22 protein-coding genes are annotated in these 23926 nt (G+C 48.0%); 17 read left to right on the forward strand and 5 right to left on the reverse strand.

Annotated elements, in window-relative coordinates:
* Positions 1 to 117: 117 nt before the first annotated feature.
* Complete coding sequence (prkA, locus tag HH215_RS33615; protein ID WP_169283880.1) at positions 118 to 2013, forward strand: ATP-dependent protease PrkA; 1896 nt, start codon at positions 118 to 120, stop codon at positions 2011 to 2013.
* A gap of 91 nt (positions 2014 to 2104) precedes the next feature.
* Here prkA and HH215_RS33620 read toward each other — a convergent pair whose 3' ends face one another.
* The 3 genes from HH215_RS33620 to HH215_RS33630 form a co-directional block, all read right to left on the reverse strand.
* Positions 2105 to 3658 (reverse strand): glycosyl hydrolase family 18 protein, encoded by a 1554-nt coding sequence (locus HH215_RS33620; protein ID WP_169283881.1) that lies wholly within the window; start codon positions 3656 to 3658, stop codon positions 2105 to 2107.
* Between the two features lie 94 nt (positions 3659 to 3752).
* Positions 3753 to 4400: a sensor histidine kinase gene (locus HH215_RS33625; protein WP_169283882.1), complete on the reverse strand. Its 648-nt coding sequence runs from the start codon at positions 4398 to 4400 to the stop codon at positions 3753 to 3755.
* A gap of 1258 nt (positions 4401 to 5658) precedes the next feature.
* On the reverse strand, positions 5659 to 5850 hold the full coding sequence (locus tag HH215_RS33630) for a hypothetical protein (RefSeq protein WP_169283883.1): 192 nt from the start codon (positions 5848 to 5850) through the stop codon (positions 5659 to 5661).
* 73 nt (positions 5851 to 5923) lie between these two features.
* Between HH215_RS33630 and HH215_RS33635 the strand changes: the two genes are divergently transcribed.
* The 10 genes from HH215_RS33635 (at position 5924) to HH215_RS33680 (ending at position 15668) form a co-directional block, all read left to right on the forward strand.
* Complete coding sequence (locus tag HH215_RS33635; RefSeq protein WP_169283884.1) at positions 5924 to 6472, forward strand: accessory gene regulator B family protein; 549 nt, start codon at positions 5924 to 5926, stop codon at positions 6470 to 6472.
* Positions 6473 to 6589, forward strand: coding sequence for a cyclic lactone autoinducer peptide (locus tag HH215_RS33640; RefSeq protein WP_169283885.1), 117 nt, complete (start codon positions 6473 to 6475; stop codon positions 6587 to 6589).
* A 36-nt stretch (positions 6590 to 6625) separates the two neighbouring features.
* Positions 6626 to 7015: a LytTR family transcriptional regulator DNA-binding domain-containing protein gene (locus tag HH215_RS33645; protein ID WP_169283886.1), complete on the forward strand. Its 390-nt coding sequence runs from the start codon at positions 6626 to 6628 to the stop codon at positions 7013 to 7015.
* Between the two features lie 845 nt (positions 7016 to 7860).
* Entirely contained in the window at positions 7861 to 8895 is a 1035-nt protein-coding gene (gene gap / locus HH215_RS33650; protein ID WP_375140478.1) for a type I glyceraldehyde-3-phosphate dehydrogenase, read from the forward strand.
* On the forward strand, positions 8892 to 9071 hold the full coding sequence (locus HH215_RS33655) for a hypothetical protein (RefSeq protein ID WP_169283888.1): 180 nt from the start codon (positions 8892 to 8894) through the stop codon (positions 9069 to 9071). Before gap ends, HH215_RS33655 begins: the two co-directional genes overlap by 4 nt.
* Positions 9064 to 11748: a pyruvate, phosphate dikinase gene (gene ppdK, locus HH215_RS33660; RefSeq protein ID WP_169283889.1), complete on the forward strand. Its 2685-nt coding sequence runs from the start codon at positions 9064 to 9066 to the stop codon at positions 11746 to 11748. The genes HH215_RS33655 and ppdK overlap by 8 nt, the downstream gene beginning before the upstream one ends.
* 49 nt (positions 11749 to 11797) lie before the next feature.
* Positions 11798 to 12445, forward strand: a complete 648-nt coding sequence (locus HH215_RS33665; protein ID WP_169283890.1) for a CBS domain-containing protein — start codon at positions 11798 to 11800, stop codon at positions 12443 to 12445.
* Between the two features lie 15 nt (positions 12446 to 12460).
* Positions 12461 to 13270 (forward strand): pyruvate, water dikinase regulatory protein, encoded by an 810-nt coding sequence (locus HH215_RS33670; RefSeq protein WP_169283891.1) that lies wholly within the window; start codon positions 12461 to 12463, stop codon positions 13268 to 13270.
* Between the two features lie 160 nt (positions 13271 to 13430).
* Positions 13431 to 14216, forward strand: coding sequence for a class I SAM-dependent methyltransferase (locus HH215_RS33675; RefSeq protein ID WP_169283892.1), 786 nt, complete (start codon positions 13431 to 13433; stop codon positions 14214 to 14216).
* Between the two features lie 105 nt (positions 14217 to 14321).
* Entirely contained in the window at positions 14322 to 15668 is a 1347-nt protein-coding gene (locus tag HH215_RS33680; RefSeq protein WP_169283893.1) for an MATE family efflux transporter, read from the forward strand.
* Positions 15669 to 15732: 64 nt separating this feature from the next.
* On the opposite strand, the gene HH215_RS33685 is transcribed toward HH215_RS33680, so the two are convergent.
* Entirely contained in the window at positions 15733 to 16629 is an 897-nt protein-coding gene (locus HH215_RS33685; RefSeq protein WP_169284699.1) for an SDR family oxidoreductase, read from the reverse strand.
* A gap of 198 nt (positions 16630 to 16827) precedes the next feature.
* On the opposite strand from HH215_RS33685, the gene HH215_RS33690 reads away from it, so the two are divergent.
* Positions 16828 to 18939 (forward strand): methyl-accepting chemotaxis protein, encoded by a 2112-nt coding sequence (locus tag HH215_RS33690; protein WP_169283894.1) that lies wholly within the window; start codon positions 16828 to 16830, stop codon positions 18937 to 18939.
* A gap of 46 nt (positions 18940 to 18985) precedes the next feature.
* Here HH215_RS33690 and HH215_RS33695 read toward each other — a convergent pair whose 3' ends face one another.
* On the reverse strand, positions 18986 to 20392 hold the full coding sequence (locus HH215_RS33695; RefSeq protein ID WP_169284700.1) for a SpoVR family protein: 1407 nt from the start codon (positions 20390 to 20392) through the stop codon (positions 18986 to 18988).
* Positions 20393 to 20578: 186 nt separating this feature from the next.
* Between HH215_RS33695 and HH215_RS33700 the strand changes: the two genes are divergently transcribed.
* From HH215_RS33700 to HH215_RS33720, 5 genes are read left to right on the forward strand one after another with little or no spacing between them, the layout of a single operon-like run.
* Complete coding sequence (locus HH215_RS33700; protein WP_169283895.1) at positions 20579 to 21157, forward strand: sulfurtransferase TusA family protein; 579 nt, start codon at positions 20579 to 20581, stop codon at positions 21155 to 21157.
* A 25-nt stretch (positions 21158 to 21182) separates the two neighbouring features.
* Entirely contained in the window at positions 21183 to 22334 is a 1152-nt protein-coding gene (locus HH215_RS33705) for an MBL fold metallo-hydrolase (protein WP_169283896.1), read from the forward strand.
* A 14-nt stretch (positions 22335 to 22348) separates the two neighbouring features.
* Positions 22349 to 22576, forward strand: a complete 228-nt coding sequence (locus HH215_RS33710; RefSeq protein WP_169283897.1) for a sulfurtransferase TusA family protein — start codon at positions 22349 to 22351, stop codon at positions 22574 to 22576.
* A 42-nt stretch (positions 22577 to 22618) separates the two neighbouring features.
* The gene (locus HH215_RS33715) at positions 22619 to 23404 is read left to right on the forward strand and encodes a sulfite exporter TauE/SafE family protein (protein ID WP_169283898.1); all 786 of its coding nucleotides are present in this window, start codon (positions 22619 to 22621) and stop codon (positions 23402 to 23404) included.
* Positions 23405 to 23424: 20 nt separating this feature from the next.
* Positions 23425 to 23901 carry a DsrE/DsrF/DrsH-like family protein gene (locus HH215_RS33720; protein ID WP_169283899.1) on the forward strand — a complete coding sequence of 159 codons (477 nt, stop codon included), beginning with the start codon at positions 23425 to 23427 and terminating at the stop codon, positions 23899 to 23901.
* Positions 23902 to 23926 lie beyond the last annotated feature (25 nt).

A 23926-nucleotide genomic window follows, 5' to 3' on the forward strand; every position in this document is an offset into this window, starting at 1 on the left:
CGTTTTCAAATGAAATGCGTAATGTAAAAGCAATGTCAGGTCAAATTCGTCCGTTTCCTCGCATAAGTATGTATTACGTCAGGTCAAGAGTAGAGAAAGTTGCGAGGAGGAAGCGGCATGGACATCTTCAGTCGGATCTCAGAGTATCGGGCCGAGAGTGAGAAATTAGGCTGGTCGGGCACTTTTCGGGAGTACATCGATCTACTTCGCCGCGATAACACTCCGGCGATGACCGCTCATGCCCGGGTTTACGATATGATCGTTTCCCACGGCGTCGAGGAGCGGGGCGGTAGTAAAAAATATAATTTTTTTAACTCCGAGATTTTCGGACTGGACCAGACGATGGAGAAGCTGGTGGAGGAGTACTTCCATTCCGCTGCAAGACGGCTTGACGTTCGCAAAAGGATATTGTTGTTGATGGGACCGGTAAGCGGAGGAAAGTCTACTATCGTTACATTACTTAAGAAAGGCTTGGAGCAATATTCGCGTACGGCCCGAGGCGCCGTCTATGCCATTAAGGGCTGTCCGATGCAGGAGGATCCCCTCCATCTCATTCCGAGCGAGCTTCGCCCGGAAGTAGAGAAAGAGCTAGGCGTGCGAATTGAAGGCGATCTGTGTCCTTCGTGCCAGATGCGCTTGAAGACGGAATTCGAGAACGACATCGAGAGAGTACCGATCGAACGGGTTCTGATCTCGGAAAAAAATCGCGTCGGAATCGGAACGTTCAGTCCCTCCGATCCGAAATCCCAGGATATCGCGGATTTAACCGGAAGCATCGACTTCTCGACGATAACGGAGTACGGTTCGGAATCCGATCCGAGGGCATACCGCTTCGATGGGGAGCTGAACAAGGCTAACCGAGGGCTGATGGAGTTTCAAGAAATGCTAAAGTGCGACGAGAAGTTTTTGTGGAATCTTCTTTCCCTGACGCAAGAGGGGAACTTCAAAGCAGGCCGTTTCGCGTTGATTAGCGCGGACGAATTAATCGTCGCCCATACGAACGAATCGGAGTATAAATCGTTTATCTCGAACAAGAAAAACGAAGCGCTTCAGTCGCGCATGATCGTCATGCCGATTCCGTATAACCTCAGGGTGTCGGACGAGGAGAAGATCTACACGAAGCTCATCGGTCAATCGGATATGAGCCATGTTCATATCGCTCCCCATGCCTTGCGCGCCGCCGCGATTTTCTCGATTCTGACCAGACTGAAGGAATCGAAGAAACAAGGGATGGATCTGGTCAAGAAAATGCGGATGTACGATGGCGAAGAGGTAGAAGGCTATAAGGAAGCCGATCTGAAGGAGATGCAGAACGAATTTGTCGAGGAGGGCATGGCCGGAATCGATCCTCGTTATGTCATCAATCGAATCTCAAGCGCATTGATCAAGCAAGATTTGCCGTGTATTAACGCGCTGGACGTACTCCGCGCGTTAAAAGACGGGCTCGATCAACATCCTTCGATCACGAGGGAAGAGCGGGAGAAATATCTAAACTTCATCTCCGTAGCGCGCAAGGAATACGACAATCTGGCGAAAAAGGAAATTCAGAAGGCGTTCGTCTATTCGTTCGAAGAGTCGGCGCGCACGCTGTTCGAGAATTATCTCGACAATATCGAAGCCTATTGCAACTGGTCGAAGATCAAAGACCCGCTGACGGGCGAAGAGATGGATCCGGATGAACGCTTAATGCGTTCTATCGAGGAGCAAATCGGCGTCTCCGAGAATGCCAAGAAGGCGTTCCGCGAGGAAATTCTTATCCGAATCTCGGCTTACTCGCGGAAAGGGAAGAAGTTCGATTACAGCATGCACGATAGACTGCGGGAAGCGATCGAGAAGAAGCTGTTCACCGATCTGAAGGATATCGTGAAAATCACGACCTCTACGAAGACGCCTGACGAGAGCCAATTGAAGCGAATTAACGAGGTAACCAAGCGGCTTATCGACGAGCACAGCTATTGCCCGGTCTGCGCGAACGAGTTGCTGCGGTACGTGGGGAGCTTATTGAATCGGTGAATGAAAAAGGGCGGACAGGAAGCCAAGGCTCCTGCACCGCCCTTTTATTCGGTTCTGAACGTTGTAAAGCGCGATCAAACATATAGCCATTTTACCGTAAGGAGTTCGTAAGCTTATCCAGCAACGTTTGGTTAAAGTCCTGGCTTAATTCCCACAACATCGCTCCGCCTAGTCCTTTGGATTTGATGTAACCTGCTTTGTAAGCAATCGATTCAGGATCTTCGTAGCTTACGAACGTACCCGTTGATTTCTTGTATAGCCATGGGACTTTGGCGCTTTCGTTCCAATAGCGGACAAAGCCGTTGCCGTTGATCCAACCCTGCTTCTCCAAATTTCCGTATTCATGTATACCGTCTGCGATAACGCCCGGGGCAACCCCTTTGCAAGCTTGATATAGCCCTTGATTCGTCTCGCCGCAGCTTGTCCAACTCCGTCCGTACATGGGAATGCCTAAGACGAGTTTATTCGCGGGCACTTTAGCGTTCAAATAAGTCGCGACGGTGTCGTTGATGCTGCTTTTGGCATTGTTCGGATCGGCGGAATCCGCATACAGCGGAGCATTATGATTGCTTCTATTTTCCCAATTGCCATGGTAGTCATAGGTCATGAGATTAATCCAATCCACGGAGGCCGCTACCTTGGGCATTTCCGTATTGGTCACATAAGCGGGAAAAGCGCCTGCGGCGATCGTTAACAGATAGGTTTTGCCGTCTTGAGTCTGAGCATCGTTAAGTTTCTGGCGAAGGGTCTGAAGGAGCAACGTGAAATTCGTCTTGTCGACCGCTCTGGCGCGATTCGTCGCCAATCCTCCGGCAACCGGATACTCCCAATCCAAATCGATCCCGTCGAAACCGTTGTTGCGCATGAATTGCACGGCGCTGACGGCGAATCTCTTCCGGGCATCGTCGGTTAGGGCAATGTCGGAAAATTGTCCCGACCAAGTCCATCCTCCGATGCTAATGAGCGTCTTCAGCTTCGGATTGGCTTGTTTAAGCTGTTTGAGCTGCGGGAAATTCACTTGGTCCGCCCAATAATCTCCGTTCACGACCACGCCTTCTTTGACGTTAGCGAAAGCATAGTTGATATGCGTCAGGTTAGATGCGGCAATTTGAGAGACTTTGAAGTTTTGATAGGTTGCCCAATGCGGGTAATAGGCTACGACTTTGTACGAGTTCGTCGGAGGCGTAGGAGTGACATTATTGCCTGGCTGACCGGTAATCTCTATTGTATTGGATGTAGTCGTCCAATTTAGATTTAGTCCCATTAAGGAAGCGACCGGACGCAAAGGCAGAAATAAAGTCGAACCGTCTAAAAGCGGAGCGGCTGCCAACGTGACAAGCTTGTTGTTATTCAAATAAGCGGTTTTGCTGTTGACCTGCATATCGATAACGAGATCGGCTTTAGTGAGCTTGAATTTGGTTTTGGTCACCCAGTCGACTCGAACGCCGAGCGGTTTCAAAAACGGCCGCGTTTCCACGAAGGTAGTGCCGTTTTTCGCGAATGGCTGCTTCTGGAATTCGATTCTGTTCTTGTTATATGTAACTTTGATTTCATTGCCGGCATGGCTAGAAGGCATAGGTATGGTAGCGAGGCCCGCTATGATAAACAGAAGGATGATGCGGAGTCGGATTGTATAGCTTTTCATTCGTCACTCCTCCTACGAGAATAAGGTGTTTCTACTTATTCTCGGGGAGCGGTCGATTCTAGTAAACCCAAACAATATGGGAGTAGAGGAGATATTATGCAGACTGTTTCGGCAAGGAAATTCGGAACTCCGTCGTTTTGATGCTCTCGTCGGAATGGACGTCGAGCTTGCCTCGATAGTGCTTGACCCGTTCGAGAACGATCGCCAATCCGAGACCGGAGTGGCCTTCTCCCTTGGTCGTGTAACCGGGCACGAATATGCGTTCTTTCTCCTCGGGCAATATCGTTCGCCCGCTGTTGGTTACTTGGATCTGGATCGTTTTATCGTCCGAGATCAGAATGGATGCGTGGACATGACGTTCGTTCTGAGGAAGAAGTCCCGTTTCATCGAACGCGTTATCGACGAGATTTCCCATGATTTTAATGATATCGATCATTTTAATGGTCGTATCTTCGGCCTCCCAGTTACCCGGCAATTCATAGGTGAAAGAGATTCCTTTGCCGACCGCAACGGTAATCTTAGCTTGGACGAACGCAGCCAATGCCGGCGAACAGTGCTGGACGATCTCGCTGACGTCTTGCGTCTCCTTGACCAAGTCCGCCACGTACGTTTTCAATTGCTCGGTTCTGCCCATTTGAACCATCGTGTGGATGACCTGGACGTGGTTAAGAAAATCATGCCTTTGACCGCGTATCGACGTAAACATGTCGTTGATTTCCTCCACGTACACCTCTTGCGTCATGCGTGCTGCTTGCTCTCGGGTGCGGATTAGCAGGCGGATGATCGAGACTAGGGCTAAGAGGCTTATTAAGATAAGAACGTAAATCAGGATTGTATTGATCAAGGGATGGATATTTTGATTTTTGAACAGAGTGAATTGAAGTACTCCCAGAAGCACAAATTGAAAGCAAATGAGGGAAATCACTGAATTTAAGCCTTTTCGTTCGTTTTCTAGGACAATGGAGAAAAAACGCTTCGCCGAAAAGAGATTTCGCTTACGGATAAACCAAGAAGCAATGACGAGAACGATTAACTCTGGATAGATTATTGTGAGTACTTGAAACAAATGGTCCCTGATCATGTCGGAATGGGAGTCAATTCCCATTACATATATAGCTATGCTACCTGTTATTAGATCCATAATAATAATGATAATGAGTGAAAAGAGCATTAGATATAATTTTTTCTTTACGCTGATTTCTTTGAAAATAACAAATAGGAGTATGCATCCTGCTAATATGGAGTTAATGAGATGTAAGTGTAGCGGAATAATCAAAATTAATATATCGGTATAGATCGAATGAATAAATGATAGAATGAAAATTCTTTTGAATAATTTTGGCGGAGTAGGGTCTAAGAAAGAAAAACAAAATAACCAAAAAACGAACGTTTGAGGTTGGGAGGCGAGGATATTCAGTTTAAGAAAATCGAATACAATATCCATATCGCGTGCGCCTCACCAATATTTTTCAATGTAATACTACATTTATACCACTTTGTTTAGGTCATTTGGTATGTATAATAAATAAATTCGGATATATCATGAAAATATTGATGCGTTTTCTTCAATATTTGATAAAATAATGAGAGGTGCTTACTAGTTTAGAGGGGATTTATACCTAATGACTTTTTTCTTATTTATTATATTCTCGACTCTGGAATATTTGTCATCGCTTACATTAATGCTCGTACTTTTTAGATTTAATGTGAAAGAACATTTTATTAAGTTTCTTGTTTCATCAATTTTACTCTCTTTTATTTCAAATACACTTATTCAACAAAATTTGGATTCTGTATCTCCATTGGTACAACTTCTTGTTTTTATTTTTTTGGTTAACATTATTTTGAGAGTTTCGATTTTTAACTCCATTATTATGGTTTTTACCATATATTTTATATTCGGGCTCGTCCAATCCACTTTAGTAACGATTTTAACTCATTTTGGTGTTGTTCAAGAAATTGAAATATACTCGAATACAGCCTTTCTGGTCCAAGTCTCATCAGCTTTCTACATGTTCTTGTTTGCATTGATCATTTACTTCAAGCACGGCGGTTTTAGTTTTGTGGATCATAGAAGTACCAATAGAAAAACGTTGATATTTAACAGATCCAATCGTGTTTTCTTTATTGTACTTGTTGTAGCGCTGATAGTTTTTATATTTGTCAACATGTTGTATTTCATCTCGGATCATCCTCCTTATTTATTAATCTCTATCATTTTTTTACTTATGTTGCTCACATTGCTCTATCTTGCTTTGAAGAGGGATGATAATCATAATTGATAAGTGGGCATTAAATGCGGCAACTTGGATTAAACAACAAAATCCAGATCAGACTGCAAGTATAGCAGTATTACAGTTTGCGTTAATTGGAATACTTAACAGCCTGCTGATTTTTATTATTATTATTTTCATTGGTGCTATTAGCGGACATTTGTGGGATAGTTTTCTGGCTTCACTATTTTTTGTTTTCTTGCACTTTTTTTCAGGAGGACATCACTTCAAGTCGGCGCTTATGTGTACAATCTTTTCGTCATGCGTGATTATTGTATCTTTTAGTGTTCCTATTAATAATGACGTATTGTTAGCTATTACAATATTTACTATACTAATATTATTCGTATTTGCACCTTCAAATATCGAAAATCATGCAAGAATTCCTAAATCGTACTTTCCTGTACTGAAGATGATTTCAATTATTATCGTTATAGCGAATTTATTTTTACTGAATTCAGCAGTGGCGTTGGCATTATTATTTCAATCATTACTTGTTATACCCTATTCAAAACTGATGTTGAAAAGGGGGTGGAAATGAATGAAGAAGAAAATTGCATTATTCGTCGGGAAAGGTCTAGCGGTATTTGCTGTCATTTTTGTAAGTACGGCAAGTATGCTTTGGTTTCACCGTCCTGAAATTCCAGAAGAATTGTAGATTTGAAAGTATTTATTTGACAGGAGGGATGAAATCATGACTGAACAAATCCGCTTATTGGACCGTGATGGGAATCCGTGTACCGTGAATATCGAAGATTTGATCGCGATTAAACCGACGGCGGACGGTCCCGAGTTTTATACGAAGGACAGCATGTATTTCTATCCCACGACACTCGACGAGCTTCTGCTGTTATTTAAGAACTTGGGTTTTGAGCGTTTGGATCGGACGAATTTGGTCAATCTAAACCACGTCAAGGCTTTTGATCCAAAGGCTCGAAAGGTTTACTTTGAGCATCCGTGGAGTAAGGACAGCAAGTTTGCTACCGTTTCGGAAGCAAATGTGAGTAAAGTAGAGCATCTGGCGCAGGAAGAAAGCGCACCGTACAAGGCAATTCCAAGGCCGTCGTTGTTCTGGAAGAAGTGAACGTGTAAAGCCATACGGAATACAAGAGCCAAGCCGCCGAGGTTTGGTTTTTTTTGTTTTTTAGGGATTAATAATCGAAATGGATAACTCGTTGATGGTGCGATTGTGCTAAAAAGTAATGCTGTTGCGCTGACTCTGAACAAGGATGGTGCGATAGTGTCAGAAAGTAATGCTACATCGTGGAATCCGAGCACGATTGGTGCGATAGTACTAAAAAGTAACGCTGTAGCACCGACTTTGACCGCAGACGGGGCAATAATGCCAAAAAGTAACACTAGCCTAAGTGTAGCCAATTAGTCCGCTAGTAGCGGTTTACGTTCCTGTTAACCAACGATGCGTTTCAGGCTCGAATTTTCAAAAGATATTACGCCGCGTAAAACTTTGTTCGATGCTACGGAATCTAGTTCCTGAGCAAAGTACGCATATCGAATCGGTCATGGGTTGTGCAGATATGTGCAGTTTACTCAGGTAGTCGGAATGAGAGGGGGGTGGAATAACTAATCCGTAAAAATAATCCATGCGGACTTAATCTTGACGCTACCCTCGAGCTTCTTCCCCCCTTATAAATCTGTACTATTTTTAGCATAGAATCTTCGAAAATATCGCAAAAAGATAAAATCTGTATGTTTTTTCATACAGATTCATCCGCTTTTCTATTTCCAAGCAAAATCTATATGATTTTTCACATATCATCGTCCGAATCCAACAATCAACCCATCTTGAACATATAATCAACTTAATGTGACTCATAAATATGAACTTTTTATTAAATAATGGTCATAATGTATTGATTTATTATTTAATTAGACCTATATTGTAAATATAATAACTCAGGGGTGAGCATATTGCGCGTAGGATTGAGCGGAACAGGACGTATAGGACGCCTATTACTAAGGAAGGTGTTCTCGACGGAACAGTCGGCAGTCGAAGTAGGCGTCATAAATTCACTTAGCAGTCCGGAAACGATAGCTCATCTGCTTAAATATGACTCTGTTCATGGGAAATGGGATGGCGAGGCCGAGGTGGACGGGAATGATTTGATTCTCAATGGCAGACGAGTCGCGGTTACTTCTCAAGCAGCACCTGAATTGTTGCCATGGCGAGAATACGAAGTCGAGATGGCAATTGACGCTACGGGTAAGTTTAATGACCGCGATGGCGCCTCTCGTCATCTAAAGGCCGGAGCGGAGAAAGTATTGATTACCGCACCGGGATCGGGCGTTGATTTGACCGTTGTGATGGGGGTCAACGACAGTCAGTACGACCCGCGCAAGCATCGGATTATTTCCGCGGCATCCTGTACGACGAATTGCCTAGCTCCCGTACTTCATGTCGTGGATAAAGCTTTCGGCGTGGAACAGGGGTGGATGACCACGATTCATTCCTACACGAACGATCAGAATCATCTCGACAACTCCCATAAGGATTTGAGAAGGGCCCGCGCCTGCACAAGTTCCATTATTCCCACGTCTACCGGGGTCGGCAAAGCGTTGAAGGAGGTTATTCCGCACTTATCTTCCGTCATCGAAGGCATTTCGATGCGAGTACCTACGCAAAATGTCTCCATGCTGGATCTATCCTTGCAGCTTAAACGTAAGGCAACTTTAAATGAGGTCCGGGAGGTTTTCCTAGAAGCGGTATCCGGACCACAGACGAAGGTAATGGAATACAACGAATTGCCGTTGGTCTCAACGGACTATATCGGGAACGAGAAATCCGCAATTATCGATGGTCTTAGCACGATGGTGAGAGGCGATCAACTAAAACTCTTCGCTTGGTATGACAATGAGTGGGCATATGCCAGCCGTGTTTACGATTTGGCGATGCATGTAAGCAACGCACATCATTCATTAGAAACAAGGAGTGTTGTAAGCGTATGAACAACGAAACCATTAACGGCGCGCAAGACAACCACATGAACGATCTGGGGCTCATTATCTGTAAAATATGCTATCAAGTGGTGGGCTCTCTCCCGACGAACGGATACAAGAAAATGTACGTCATCTGCGATAACGAAAACTGCATCGCCATCAAGGGGGAAATAATAAATGAATAACAAACAAGTATTCGATTTTCAAGAAGGAAACGCGGGAATGAAAACCCTTCTCGGGGGTAAAGGAGCGCATCTTGCGGAGATGACGCGCGCAGGTCTCCCGGTACCTCCGGGGTTCACGATTTCGACCGAAGCTTGTTTATCGTATTTCAAAGCCGACAATCGAATGTCGGATGAATTGCAATCCGAAATCGTAGCGGCCCTTCACCGTCTTGAGACGCTGAAAGGCCAGAAGTTCGGTAATCCTGCCGATCCGCTTCTCGTCTCCGTCAGATCCGGATCGGTCACGTCGATGCCGGGCATGATGGATACGATCTTAAACCTGGGTCTTAACGACGAGACAGTGGAAGGCTTGGCGGCTAAAACGAATAATGCTAGGTTTGCGTACGATTGTTACCGGAGGCTGCTGCAGATGTTCGGGAACGTCGTTCTGGATATTGGTGGGCATCACTTCGAGAAAATCGTTCATCGGCTGAAACAAGAAGAAGGGGTTTCGCAGGATCAGGATCTAACACCGGACGCATTACTTCGTTTGATCGCCGATTTCAAGCACTGTATCCAGTTGCAAGCCGGTCGTCCTTTTCCGCAAGATGTACGTGAACAGCTCACGTTGGCGGTTGAAGCGGTATTTCAGTCCTGGAACAACTCGAGAGCGAAAATATATCGTAAAATTAACCGGATTCCCGATGACCAGGGGACTGCGGTAAATATCCAAAGCATGGTTTTCGGCAATCGGGGCCAGGATTGCGGAACGGGTGTCGTGTTCACGAGAAATCCTTCGACCGGCGCTACCGAATTGTTCGGAGAATACTTAATCAATGCCCAAGGCGAAGACGTAGTCGCAGGAACGCGCACGCCGCAGCCGGTAGCTTCGCTTAGCGACGAAATGCCAGCCGTCTTCGAACAATTGGTTCGTCTAGCGAAACAGCTTGAACAGCATTACCGCGATATGCAGGATATCGAATTCACCGTCGAACAGGGGCGGTTATATATTCTCCAAACGCGCAACGGAAAGAGAAACGCGCAAGCGGCCGTTACGATTGCGGCGAATTTGGTGAAAGAGGGTACGATCGCGAAGGAAGACGCGCTTCAACGGATTGAGGTCTCCCATCTCGATAAATTGCTGCATAGAGGAATCGACGAGAGCGTAGCGACCGAAGTGTTTGCGATCGGATTGCCTGCTTCCCCGGGAGCGGCGGTCGGGCAGGTCGCGTTCGATGCGGACGTGGCCATGGAATGGAGCCAAGCGGGCAAGAAAGTCATTCTTGCGCGACCGGAAACGACGCCCGAAGATATCCAAGGTGTGCTTGTATCCGAGGGAATTATTACTAGCAGAGGCGGGATGACAAGCCACGCCGCGGTTGTCGCCCGGGGCATGGGCAAGCCGTGCGTATGCGGATGCGAGACCATTAAGATCGATGAAGAACAACGTCAAATGTCCGTTGGCTCACGCCTTGTGCAAGAGGGAGACTGGATTACGATAGACGGGGCCAGCGGCAGAGTGATCATTGGAGAGGTTCCGCTGCGTGAAGCGGAGATTACGGAAGAGTTGTCGGAGTTGCTGGAATGGGCCGATTCCATTCGTAAGCTTAAAGTCAGAGCGAACGCGGATAATCCTCATGACGCGAGCGTTGCGAAACAATTCGGCGCCGAAGGAATCGGTTTGTGCCGGACGGAGCATATGTTTTTCTCGGCTGAACGCCTTCCCGTCGTGCAACGGATGATTTTAGCGGACGATATCGAGGAACGGCACCAGGCTCTGGAGCAGCTTCTACCGATGCAACAAGCGGACTTCGAAGCGATGCTTACGAATATGGACGGTCATCCCGTCAATATTCGGTTGTTAGATCCGCCATTACACGAGTTTCTGCCCAAGGAGAAGGAGCTAAGGAAGAAGCTGGACGATCTCGATCGCGCAGGCGGCGACAACGAGTCGGAGAAGAAGGCCGTTCTATCTTTGATTCGCAAGGTGCAAGCCCTCGAAGAAGTGAATCCGATGCTTGGGCAACGGGGCTGCAGATTAGGGATCGTTTACCCTGAAATTTACGATATGCAGATTGAAGCGATATTCAGGGCTGCGTCTCGTTGTATAGATAAGGGAACGAAGGTAACGCTCGAGATCATGGTTCCGCTCGTAGGACATGTGAATGAGCTGGCTATGCTTCGGGAACGGATCGATACGATCGGTGAACGAATCTTAGGTCGGGAAATTCTAGAACGCGGCATCTATCAAGTCGGAACGATGATCGAGGTGCCTAGGGCGGCTCTGACTGCGGCTCAAATCGCTCCGATCGCGGATTTCTTCTCCTTCGGAACGAACGATCTAACGCAAATGACCTTCGGCTATAGCCGAGACGATGCGGAAGGAAAGTTCCTGTCCCACTACGTGGATCAGAAGATCTTGCCGCATAATCCATTCCAAGTGCTGGACACCGAGGGAGTAGGGCTGCTCATCGAGTGGGCGACGACATCGGGCAGGTCGATTAAACCGAACTTGAAGACCGGCATTTGCGGAGAACACGGCGGCGACAAGGATTCGATCTTTTTCTGCCATCGCACGGGGTTGGATTATGTTAGTTGTTCGCCATTCCGGCTGCCTATGGCTCGAATCGCAGCAGCGCAAGCGGCCATTGCTTACGGATACGAGAAAACAATGAAATCATCCTTACCCATATCATAGATGAAGCGCGTTTGATAAAATGGTGGGATGATAGGTAGACGAGGAGTGGATGACCATCGAACTCACATCCCGCCAGCAAGACATCTTGACGATCGTGACGAATCAGCAGCCCATATCGGGAGAGTATATCGCGGAGCAGTTAGGGACGACGCGTCCGGCCATTCGATCGGATTTAGCCTTATTAGTCATGCTGAAATTGCTCGAAGCCAAACCCAAGGTAGGGTATACGTTAAGCAGCGCCTCGAATCAACAAGAGCTGGCATTAGAGCGATTGTTGACGATGCAGGTCAAGGAGTTTCAATCGGCACCGGTCGTGCTGAGGGAAACGGCGTCCGTGAGCGACGCGGTCGTCGCGATGTTTCTGGACAATGTGGGAAGCTTGATTATCGGCGACGCGGACGGTCATCTTGCGGGCATCGTATCGAGGAAAGATTTGCTCAAGGTGACTCTAGGGAATAGCGCGGCTGCTGCTATGCCGGTTAGCTTGATTATGACCCGCCATCCGAATATCGTGACGATCACTCCTGAAGAGTCCATCGTCGCGGCAGCGAAAAAAATGATTTCGCATGAGGTGGACAGCTTGCCGGTCGTTCTGGAATTACGGTCGGAGGATAGTCTGCAGAGGGCAGAGGTCATTGGAAGAATTACGAAGACGGCGATGACGAAGGTGCTGCTGGAATTGGCTTTTGGCCATTAGTTGGGGGGAGCAAGCTTGAAAGAGAAGGAGCGCACCGTATTTGTTTGCTCCGATTCCGTAGGAGAAACGGCAGAGATGGTCGTACTGGCGACGATTCGGCAATTTAACGCATACCAAACCGGTATTAGAAGATATTCGCACGTGAAGAGCGAGGAAGAGATAAGCGCATTAATGGAGGAAGCGGCTAGACAGGGTTCATTCGTCGCTTATACCTTGGTGCTCCCGGAGCTCAGAGAAATGATCAGACTCGAGGGCATAAGGCTCCAGGTGATCACCGTGGATATTATGGGTCCCGTTATGCAGGCCTTTATCGATGTTTTTAATGATTCGCCCAAGAGGAAAGCCGGACTGCTCCATCAATTGGATGATGAATATTATCGTCGGGTGGAAGCGATCGAATTTACCGTCAAATGCGATGATGGCAAGGACATGAACGCCATGCATCAGGCGGATCTGGTACTGCTGGGAGTGTCCCGAACATCCAAAACGCCCCTAAGTATTTACTTGGCGCATAAAGGCTTCAAAGTTTGCAATTACCCGATCGTCCCTGAAGTCATGCCGCCCCTGGATATTTTGCTGAAAAATAAAGCGAAGCTGGTCGGCTTGACGATGGATGCGGGACATTTGGCGAAAATCAGGTTCGAACGTCTGAAAGCGATGGGACTGCCTAACGGAGCGAAGTACGCTTCCATAGAACGCGTCGTGCACGAGTTGGAGTTTGCTCTGGAGCTGTACAAAAAGTTAGGCTGTACGGTTATTGACGTTACGGAAAGCGCGATTGAGGAAACAGCCGGGTTGATTATGGAATCTTGTTTCCGCTCATGAATCGAATGGTTATCGAAAGAGGCTGAACCCCTAAGGTGACTTAGGTGTTCAGCCTCTTCATAGTCAAATTCTATAAAGTACATAGTTTTTATATATTTCAACTATAGCAATGCGTATGATATAACTTAGCTATCATAATCAGTCGAGGAGAGGATCAGACATGGCTAATCGGAATAAGGAGCAAAAAATCCATTGGAACGCTAACGGCTACGATGAATCGATGAGTTTCGTTTCCAAGTATGGCGAGGATATCGTGAAGTGGCTTAACCCCAAACCTGATGAAAGGATAGTTGACTTCGGCTGCGGTACCGGCGATCTGGCCGCTAAGATCGCCGCGCATGGATCGAAGGTAATCGGAGTGGATATTTCCCCGGAAATGGTCGAAAAGGCACAGGCCAAATATCCCGAAATTCACTTCGAATGCGCGGACGGAATGCGCTGGGAATCCGAACATAAATACGATGCCGTATTTAGCAATGCGGCTTTGCATTGGATGAGAGAGCCGGAGGGAGCTATTGAAAGTATGACTTCTGCGCTTCGTCCCGGAGGTAGATTAATCGCGGAATTCGGAGGTTACGGGAACGTAGCAACGATTATATCGGCAGTAAAAGAAACTTTGAAAGGTTGCGGCAAAGAAGAGGTATTCCTCATGCCTTGGTATTTTCCAACGATAGGAGAATATTCCATCTTGCTCGAGCGGTATGGTATGGAAGTTTGCAGCGCGAACTTGTTCGACCGTCCGACACGGCTGGAGAATGGACCGGATGGGATGACGGTGTGGTTACGGATGTTCGGTACGGCGATGTTTCCGAACGCAAGCGAAGCGGAAGTTGCTCAGTGGATCGACGAATCCGTGCAAATTTTGAAACAATCGACGCTCTTCGATCAAGGATCATGGACGGCCGATTATAGAAGATTGCGGATTTCAGCGGTAAAACGCGGATAGAAATTGAGCACAAAGGGATAAAAATAAAACCTTATCGTTCATTGACTTAAAGATGCTTCTCGGAGAAAATGAGGACATCTTAACAAGCGGGGACGGTTTAACATCATGAAACTTTTCAAAAGCTGGTATGGCATTCTCATGCTGGCGCTCCCATCCTTATTCGCGTTCGCTACTCAAACGCTAACCGGTACGGTCAACCTGATCTTGGTCGGCGATCTCGGATTTGTGGTTATAGCCGTTGTCGGCGTATCCAACATTATTATGTATAACGTGTTCGCTATCTTTTCCGGAATCGGCCATTCGGTCAATTACCTCGTCGCGCAGAACTTCGGAGCGCAAGAAATGCGCAAAGGGATGCAGAGGACTTATCTCGCCCTGATGGTAAGCTTGGGAGTGGGGATTTTCATTGCCATAGCCGGTTGGTTAGCGAGCGGTGCGGTCTTAAAGCTGACGGGCGGTTCCGCGGACCTCATCTCAACGGGCGGCGATTATCTGGAGTTACGCTTTTACGCGATGTCGTTCGGAATTATAAGCTTCGTGTTTCATGGTTTCTTCCGCGGGGTGGGCGATACTCGTACGTCGATGATTGTATCGATCGTAGCGAACGTCTTGATGGTCGGACTCACTTATGGTCTCACCTATGGCCACTGGGGATTGCCGAATATGGGGATTATTGGAGCGGGTTACGCTCTATTAATCGGAGAAGCGGTACAGTTGCTAGTTTGTTTGATCGTGTTCTGGGGGCCTATGCATAAGCGGTACCAGACAAGGAAGCTGCAACAGCCGGATTGGAAGGAACTGAAGTTGATTTCCCAGGAAAGCGGAAAGCTTGGGCTGCAGGAATTCTCGATGAGCGTCTCTATGTATATCTTTACGATATTCGTCCTGAAGTTAGGGGATATGGCTGCTGCGGCGAACGAAGTAGCGCTAAGCGTAATGTCGTTCGGATTCATGCCGGCTTTCGCGTTCGGATCTACGGCGACGATACTCGTCGGACAAGAAATCGGACAGCGAAGACCGGATTTGGCGAAAAAAGCAGGTACGAACACGGCCATCTTGGGTACGATATTCTTGATCTTGCTAGGAACGGCGGAGCTAATCTGGGCAGAACCGATAGCTCGAATGTACAGCGATGATCCGGGTGTATACGAGTTGGCAGCGTATTTGATAACGGTATCCGCCTACTTGCAAATTTTCGACGGATTCTACAATTTCTATGCGGGCGGGTTAAGAGGAATCGGTGATACGACGTTCTTGATGAGAGCATCGTTCGTGCTAAGCATATTCATGTTCATCCCATTGACTTATCTTTTCGTAATGGTTTTAGATTGGGGAAGCATCGGCGCTTGGTTGGCGCTGTATTCGTTCCTCGTTGCTCTTGGATCGGCGGTCATGATTCGTTATTACCGGACGGATTTCAACTCGGTGCAACTAAAAGAAGCACACGGGTAAACTTATACAATAAAGTCGGGCCGTTCTCCACATGGGGAACGGCCTGACTGCTGCGATGGAGACATTAACCGTTTACGATTTCTCCGCCATTGATATGCAGCACTTGTCCAGCCATATAAGACGAATCCTCGCTCGCGAGAAACACATATGCGGGAGCAAGCTCATCGGGTTGTCCCGCCCGTTTCATAGGGGTGTCCGCTCCGAATTTGGAAACCTTCTGCGCGTCGAAGGTGGACGGAATTAACGGAGTCCATATCGGACCTGGCGCTACGGCATTTACGCGAATGCCTTGGCCGACGACGTTCATTGCCAAGGATCGAGTGAACGAAACGATTGCTCCCTTAGTAGAGGAATAATCGAGCAAAGCCGGGCTTCCGCGATAAGCCGTGATGGAAGCGGTATTGATGATGGTGGAACCCGCGGACAAGCGGGGCATCGCTGCTTGCGACAGATAGAACATGCCGAAGACGTTCGTGCGGAACGTTCTCTCGAGCTGTTGAGGGGTAATCTGTTCGAGCTTATCTTGCGGATGCTGTTCCGCGGCGTTATTAACGACGATATCCAAGCGCCCTAAATTCGAGACCGTCTGTTCAACCGCTTGTTTGCAGAAGGCAGGATCACCGATATCGCCTCGGATAAGAATGCATCGTCGACCTTCGGCTTCGATCTGCCTTTTGGTTTCCTCGGCATCTGCATCTTCGTTTAAGTAAAGAACGGCTACGTCGGCGCCTTCCTTGGCATAGACGATCGATACCGAGCGCCCGATGCCGCTATCTCCCCCGCTAACGATGGCGACTTTGCCCATCAATTTGCCCGCCGGACGATAAACGGGTGACTCGGCTTCGGGAAGGGGGTTCATATTCTGCTGAATGCCTGGCTGTTGATTCTGATGCTGCGGGGGAAAAGAAGTCGGACGTTGCGGCGTACCGTTGTCGGTTTGCGTTCCCGATAATGAGGTCATCATGTTATCTCTCCTTAGCTTGTGCGAAAGGATTTTAATCCGATCGACAGTCGTTATAAGGATAGGTTAAACAAAATCATCGGTTTTTAAGCTATTAAAAGCAATTATTCATTTTCTTTACATACCGTATGGGGTTTATTCACATTAACTGGTATTTTGTCGATATAAGTCGTATCGCTTAAGGTGGAGGGTCATCCAATGATAAAAAGAAAAATGAAATTTTCGCTGACTATTAAATTCGTGGCGTTGCTAATCGTGATTCTATGTTGCGTATTCGCGATTATGGTCCAACTGAATCTCAATAATCTAAAAAGCATCAGCGTCTCCAAAGGCGAGTATGAAGCGAAATACGTCGGCCAAGAGTTCGGAAACGACTTCGAAAAAAAGCTGTCGGCGCTAAAAGCGGAGCTTGATATGCTTGCTTTAGTTTTGTTTAATGCCAAGGATACGAACTCCTTTACGCGCGAGCAAGTCGTAACGCTATTACAGGAAACGCTTAAGGCAAATCCGGATATTATCGGCACGTACACGTTATGGGAACCGAATGCTTTCGACGGGAAAGATGCGGCTTATGCGGGCAAGTCGCTTTATGACGATCAAACCGGACGGTTGATTCCTTACGCGGTGCGAAACGGCGAAGACGTCCTGGTTGAACCCCTCAAGAACTATGAAACCCAAGGGGACGGGGATTATTATCAAATTCCTAAGACAACCAAGAAAGTAACCTTAATGGAGCCGTATGCATACGAAGTTGCCGGAAAATCCGTGCAGATGACGTCTTTAATCGTCCCCATTCTAGATAAGCAGAACCGCTTCCTCGGGATCGTGGGAATGGATTTTACTTTGGATTCCTTGCAGCAGGAAGCTTCGAAATATGCTCCGCTGGGCGGATATGTAACGATGGTTTCGGGCAAAGGCAACTACATTGCGAATCCTGTTCATCCTGACTTGATCTCGAAGGCATACGGGAACGATGAAGACAAGGCGGAACTCTTCTCGAAAGTATCGGCTGGCGAAGTCGCGGAAGGTTATGCGCAAGATGTTTCGGGCGAAAATGTATTGAGGGTATTTCAGCCTATACGCATAACAGGCAGCGATGACGTTATGTACGCGGAAACCGTAATCCCTAAGAAGAAGATTATGGAGTCTTACAATAAGGGCAAATCCGAAACCCAGTTAATAAGCGGATTGGCATTGTTCGTTCTGTACTTCGTGCTTGCGGTCGCGATTAGGCTGTTAATTATACGCAATATCCATGTATTCGTCAGAAGCGTGAAAAGAATGGCGGAAGGGGATTTGACTCAGAAGGTTGAAGTGAAAAGCAAGGATGAGTTCGGACAGCTCGCGGAAGACTTTAACCATATGTCCGACGAGTTGCGTAGAATGTTTATTCTCGTTCAGGATCTCTCGATGTCCGTCGGGGCAACCTCCGAGCAATTAACGGCAAGCGCCGAACAAACGAGCCTGGCGTCCGAAACGATTACGCGTTCGATCGAGCAAGTGGCTTCGGGTTCGGAAACTCAAAATCTGTATACGAGAGAAACGGCATTGGCGATGAGCGAGATGTCGGCGGGCATACAGAGAATCGCGGATTCTTCTTCCGCGGTGTCCGCATCCTCGCAGGAAGTTCAATCGCAAACCGAATTGGGCAACGAACGGTTGCGCGAAGCCGGCGAACAGATGGCGCGGGTTAAGAGTACGGTCTCCGAAGCCGAACGTATGATCGAGCAATTAGGCGAACGTTCCAAGGAAATCGGGGGAATCGTAAGTCTGATTTCCCAGATAAGCTATCAAACGAACTTGCTCGCGCTGAACGCCTCCATCGAAGCCGCGAGGGCCGGAGAGCATGGCCGCGGATTCGCCGTCGTTGCCGGAGAAGTTCGCAAGCTTGCGGATCAGACCTTCAAAGCTACCGAGCAGATTTCGGGGTTAATTGAGACCATTCAGGAAGAAACGGCTAAAGCGTCATCCGCGATGAAGGTTGGAACGACGGAAGTCAATGTCGGAGAACAGAAAGTAATCGAATGCGCGACGCTATTCGAAGTCGTTGCTAACGAAATGTTAAGGGTAGGCGAACAGATTCAGGAGGTATCCGCGACATCCGAGCAAATGAATGCCAGCTCGGAACAAGTAAATGCCTCGATCGAGGAATTGTCTCGTATTGCGGGTGAAGCAGCCGGCAATTCGCAAAGCGTAGCATCGGCCTCGGAGGAACAGTTAGCCTCAATGGAGGAAATTTCTTCGGCTTCGGCAGCGCTCAGCCATAACGTTCAAGAGCTTCTTGTGAAGCTATCGTACTTCAAGATTTAATAGAGAAGGGCAGCACGCGGTTGTGGCGTGCTGCCCTTCTAAATCTTTATGCGCTTTTCCGAGTCGTCTTCTTCCCGTCGCAAGTGAACACGATCTTCTTGTCATCCGCTACCGTTTCGAGATGGACTTGTTTGCCCCATAGTTGAACTAAATAGGGAAGCGTCCGCTCCACGTACTTGATATCGAGCTCTGTCCCTTCGTATCGATGCGTAACGTATAGCTCGCCGCTGCGAAGATAGTCTCCGTCCGTCACTTCCAAGTAGGGGAATCCGCCGTTAACCCGGGAATAGACAAGTTGATCGCGAATCGTTTCCCACATTTTATCGGTAATTTTCCACTCTTGGCCCTTCTTCTCGAAGATGTACAGATCTAGCTCCTCCGTCAATTCTTTGGTTAAGTAATTACGAAGGAAAGAGGGATCGGAGTCGAGCTCGCGCACTTCGAATATTTTTTCTTGCCCGAAGCGTTTCTCGATGTTTTCGAAAATCTTAAGTCCTAGGTAATAAGGGTTTAAAGAATGGCGAGACGGTTGGACGACGGCGGAATTAAGCTTGGCATATTCGATCGTCTCCTCGCTCGTAAGCGGGAGCTCGCGCATAATCTTCTGATGCCAGTAGGAAGCCCAGCCTTCGTTCATGATTTTCGTCTCGATCTGCGGCCAGAAATATAACATTTCTTCGCGTAGAATGCTCATAATATCCCGTTGCCAGTCCTCTAAGTTCGGGGAAAATTCCTGGATGAACCAAACGATATCCTTCTCCGGATTAACTGGGAATTTGTGAGGGTCGACAGTCTCTTCGGAAGGGCTTTTCCCCCGATTAGCATCTTCGAAGCTCTCCAGGTCCCATAGATCCGCATAAGGCGATGAGGGGCGTGGAGAACTTCGGTCCTTGAACTTGTCTCGCCGCTGCTGGGACTCCAAGTAATGTTTCTTGTCTAGTCCGTATGGCTTGTGAATAACGGGGTCGACATGTTCCTGAACGGCCATCACCGCATCCAGAAAACGTTCGACTTGAACGGTACCCACTTCGATCTCGTATTGGCTGATTCTCTCCGCGGCGGCGGACATGCTCTCGACCATATTCCGATTGGACCTCGAGAAGCGCGCGTTATTCTTGAAGAAGTCGCAGTGAGCGAGCACGTGGGCAACGATCAGCTTGTTCTGAACGAGGGAATTACCGTCGAGCAGGAAGGCGTAACAAGGATTCGAATTGATAACAAGCTCGTAAATTTTGCTTAAGCCGAGATCGTACTGCATCTTCATTCGGTTAAACGTCTTTCCGAAGCTCCAGTGGCTGAAGCGGGTTGGCATCCCGTAGGCTCCGAAGGTATAGATAATATCCGACGGGCATATCTCGTAGCGCATCGGGTAGAAATCGAGGCCGAAACGCTCCGCGATCTCCGTAATTTCCGTTATGGCTTCTTCCAACTCCTGTTGTTCCTCTTCGCGCATCATGTTAAGCCAAGCCCCCTGTCCTCAACAAAGATTCCACCACGATATGTATATGTGGGAACAAGCGGGAGTGTGTTGACAATTTCGGAGTTCCGAAGTAAGATGTTTTACATACCCCATAGGGTATATTATTTTGGAGTAAAATATACCCCATAGGGTATATGATAAAAGGAGGAACCATCACTCATGACTCAACGCATCAGCGCGAATCAAGTATTGGACTGCAAAGGGTTAGCTTGCCCGATGCCGATCGTCAGAACGAAGAAGTCGATAGATACTTTAATGCCGGGCGAAGTGATCGAAGTGCAGGCGACGGACAAGGGTTCGTTAGCCGACATTCAAGGCTGGGCCAAAAACACGGGACATCAATATTTAGGCACTTTGCATGAAGGCGAGGTTCTGAGACATTTTGTGCGCAAAGCTTTCTTGGACGAGGAAAAAGAAGATCAGACTTATCCGAATACGATAACTAACGAAACCGTAATGAACAAGCTCGACGCTAAGGAATCTCTCGTTATCGTTGACGTACGCGAACCGGCAGAGTATGCGTTTAACCATATTCCGGGGGCGAAATCGATTCCTTTAGGAGAATTGGATAAGCGCTTGGACGAAATAAGCATGAGCGACGATATTTACGTGATATGCCGAACGGGAAGAAGGAGCGGTTATGCATGCCAGCTCCTGAACGAGAAGGGATATCGCGTAACGAACGTTGAACCGGGCATGTCGGAATGGACAGGACCTATGGAGCAAACAGGTCGCTAAACATACTTGAGGAGGGAATTACACCATGACGAAAACGACCGAACAACCGATCAATATGACGGCTCAAAAAGTCACGCGAGCAATCATCGACCGGCAGCCTTTGTTTATTCTAGACGTTCGCAATACCGCGGATTATGAGGACTGGAAAATCGAAGGCGGCAGCATTGAGGACATGAACGTGCCCTATTTCGATCTCCTTGACGGGGTCGATAAGGTACTGCCGCTGCTCCCCGCGAATCGGAAAGTCCTTGTCGTCTGCGCCAAAGAAGGCTCTTCGCAATTCGTGGCCGAACAGCTCGTCGAAGCAGGCCGTACGGATATTCATTACCTCCAAGGCGGAATGAAAGCATGGAGCGAACACCTCGAACCGGTAAAGATCGGAGGGCTTCATAACGGCGGAGAGCTGTACCAATTCGTAAGAATGGGCAAAGGCTGTTTATCGTACATGATCCTGTCGGAAGGCGAGGCGGTAGTCGTCGATCCGCTTCGAATGACGAAGGTGTTCGAGGATTTCGCGCAACAACGCGGCGTTCGAATCCGACATGCGCTGGACACGCATCTTCATGCGGATCATATTTCCGGAGGGCGAATGCTGGCGGAGAACAATGGAGCGATTTATTGGCTTCCGCCAAAAGATGCAGAGGAAGTGACCTTTGCCTATGAAGCTTTGGAAGAAGGCAAGGAAATTAAGATCGGGAACGCCAGGATCAAGATTCAGCCGATATACTCCCCGGGGCATACGATCGGCAGCACCTCGATTATCGTTGACGATCAGTATTTGCTAAGCGGCGACATCCTATTCGTCGAATCCATCGGACGGCCGGACTTGGCGGGTAGCGCCGGCGATTGGGCGGAAGACTTGCGAAGCACGCTTTACGATAAATACTCGATATTGTCCGAGGATCTGATCGTCTTACCCGCTCATTTCGGCAAGATTAATGAGCTTGGGAAGGACGGCAGCGTATCGGCTAGACTAGGAGATCTTTTCGCTAATAATCCCGGTCTAAACATAGATAACCAAGATACTTTTCGCCAAGCCGTAACGACGAATTTGCCTGCGCAACCTAACGCTTATCAAGAAATCCGAAAAACGAACATGGGTATCATTCAACCGGACGACGAAGAGAAGCGCGAGATGGAAATCGGACCGAATCGCTGCGCAATCCACGATAAATAAGGAGGACATACGCAATGAAAATCGATGTTCAAGTTGATACGAAAGGGCTAGCTTGCCCGATGCCGATCGTGAAGGGGAAGAAAGCTTTGGATAATATGCAACCCGGTCAACTCATGGAACTGCTTTCTACGGACAAGGGGGCGTTGAACGATTTTCAGGCTTGGGTCAAGCAGTCTAAGAACGAATGGGTATCCCACGAGGAAATGAACGGCGTACACAGATTTATCATTAGAAAAGGATAAGGAGCAACCAGAGCCCCTCACCTGTATGGAGGTGCAACCGCATTGGATTTGAATATCGGATTATTGTTGCTGTTATTCGCGATCGGGTTTGTTGGCTCGATGATATCGGGAATGGTGGGCATCGGCGGTTCCATCATTAAGTACCCTATGCTGCTCTATATCCCGCCAGCGCTTGGTTATGCGGCATATTCCGCTCAGGAGGTATCGGCGATCAGCGCGGTTCAAGTTTTTTTCGCGACTTTCGCGGGAATGTTCGCTTTTCGTAAAGGCGGTCTCATTAATCGTTCGCTCGTGCTGTACATGGGGATCGCTATCGTCATCGGGAGTTTCGCGGGCGGATACGGCTCAAAGTTTCTGGAGGATTCGGCGATTAACGTGACTTACGCGGTCTTGGCGTTCATTGCGGCTGTCATGATGTTCCTCCCGAAACGCGGGGATGAAGGAGGAGAGTGCGCTAAGCTTACGTTTAATAAAACGCTGGCGTTCGCGCTTGCCGCGATAATCGGCGTCGTCTCCGGCATCGTAGGCGCTGCGGGCGCGTTCATTACGGTTCCGGTGATGCTCGTCATTCTGAAGATTCCGACTAGGGTGGCGATCGCCTCGTCGCTGGCGATTACTTTTATTTCGTCGATCGGCTCGACGGTAGGCAAAGCGATGGGCGGACACATGCTGCTCTATCCCTCGATCGCGATGGTGATCGCAAGCCTGATCGCGGCTCCCCTTGGCGCGATGATCAGCAAGAAAATCAACACCAAAGCGCTTCAATGGATTCTGATTGCATTAATCGCGGCGACGGTAGTGAAAATTTGGTCGGATCTTATTTTATAAACAAGGGAGGCTCGTAAAGAATGGAAAAAGAAAAAACAACGATCGTACTGTTCAGCGGAGATTTGGATAAAGCCATTGCGGCTTTTATTATTGCCAATGGCGCCGCCGCATACGACCATGACGTTACGATATTTTTCACGTTCTGGGGTTTGAATACGATGCGCAAGGATGAAGTCGTCAAGACGAATAAAGGCTTGCTGGAGAAAGCGTTCGGCTGGATGATGCCGCGCGGCGCGAACAAACTAGGGTTGTCCAAAATGAATATGCTAGGCATGGGGCCGAAAATGATCAAACACGTCATTAAGAAGCACAACGCGCTAACCCTGCCTCAGCTGATCGAGTTGGCTCAAGAGCAAGGAGTTAAGCTTGTGGCTTGCACGATGACGATGGACTTGCTAGGATTGCAAGAAAAGGAGTTAATCGATGGGATGGAATATGCCGGAGTTGCGGCCTATCTCGGGGATGCGACGAATGCCAGAGTGAACTTGTTCATTTAATCGAGCTTGATCGGGAAGTGGAACG

Origin of the sequence: Cohnella herbarum (assembly GCF_012849095.1) — a bacterium.
In the GTDB taxonomy this organism is placed as follows: Bacteria; Bacillota; Bacilli; order Paenibacillales; family Paenibacillaceae; genus Cohnella; species Cohnella herbarum.

What these genes read in the sequence shown, in the direction of transcription:
- HH215_RS33640 (WP_169283885.1), top strand. Translation starts at nt 6,473, where the DNA reads ATGAAGAAGAAAATTGCATTATTCGTCGGGAAAGGTCTAGCGGTATTT.
- HH215_RS33700 (WP_169283895.1), top strand. Translation starts at nt 20,579, where the DNA reads ATGACTCAACGCATCAGCGCGAATCAAGTATTGGACTGCAAAGGGTTA.
- HH215_RS33665 (WP_169283890.1), top strand. Translation starts at nt 11,798, where the DNA reads ATGACCATCGAACTCACATCCCGCCAGCAAGACATCTTGACGATCGTG.
- ppdK (WP_169283889.1), top strand. Translation starts at nt 9,064, where the DNA reads ATGAATAACAAACAAGTATTCGATTTTCAAGAAGGAAACGCGGGAATG.
- HH215_RS33705 (WP_169283896.1), top strand. Translation starts at nt 21,183, where the DNA reads ATGACGAAAACGACCGAACAACCGATCAATATGACGGCTCAAAAAGTC.
- HH215_RS33630 (WP_169283883.1), bottom strand. Translation starts at nt 5,850, where the DNA reads ATGATCCGAGATGAAATACAACATGTTGACAAATATAAAAACTATCAG.
- HH215_RS33710 (WP_169283897.1), top strand. Translation starts at nt 22,349, where the DNA reads ATGAAAATCGATGTTCAAGTTGATACGAAAGGGCTAGCTTGCCCGATG.
- HH215_RS33685 (WP_169284699.1), bottom strand. Translation starts at nt 16,629, where the DNA reads ATGACCTCATTATCGGGAACGCAAACCGACAACGGTACGCCGCAACGT.
- HH215_RS33645 (WP_169283886.1), top strand. Translation starts at nt 6,626, where the DNA reads ATGACTGAACAAATCCGCTTATTGGACCGTGATGGGAATCCGTGTACC.
- HH215_RS33625 (WP_169283882.1), bottom strand. Translation starts at nt 4,400, where the DNA reads ATGACGCAAGAGGTGTACGTGGAGGAAATCAACGACATGTTTACGTCG.
- HH215_RS33690 (WP_169283894.1), top strand. Translation starts at nt 16,828, where the DNA reads ATGATAAAAAGAAAAATGAAATTTTCGCTGACTATTAAATTCGTGGCG.
- HH215_RS33680 (WP_169283893.1), top strand. Translation starts at nt 14,322, where the DNA reads ATGAAACTTTTCAAAAGCTGGTATGGCATTCTCATGCTGGCGCTCCCA.
- HH215_RS33695 (WP_169284700.1), bottom strand. Translation starts at nt 20,392, where the DNA reads ATGCGCGAAGAGGAACAACAGGAGTTGGAAGAAGCCATAACGGAAATT.
- HH215_RS33720 (WP_169283899.1), top strand. Translation starts at nt 23,425, where the DNA reads ATGGAAAAAGAAAAAACAACGATCGTACTGTTCAGCGGAGATTTGGAT.
- HH215_RS33655 (WP_169283888.1), top strand. Translation starts at nt 8,892, where the DNA reads ATGAACAACGAAACCATTAACGGCGCGCAAGACAACCACATGAACGAT.
- HH215_RS33675 (WP_169283892.1), top strand. Translation starts at nt 13,431, where the DNA reads ATGGCTAATCGGAATAAGGAGCAAAAAATCCATTGGAACGCTAACGGC.
- HH215_RS33620 (WP_169283881.1), bottom strand. Translation starts at nt 3,658, where the DNA reads ATGAAAAGCTATACAATCCGACTCCGCATCATCCTTCTGTTTATCATA.
- HH215_RS33635 (WP_169283884.1), top strand. Translation starts at nt 5,924, where the DNA reads ATGATAATCATAATTGATAAGTGGGCATTAAATGCGGCAACTTGGATT.
- prkA (WP_169283880.1), top strand. Translation starts at nt 118, where the DNA reads ATGGACATCTTCAGTCGGATCTCAGAGTATCGGGCCGAGAGTGAGAAA.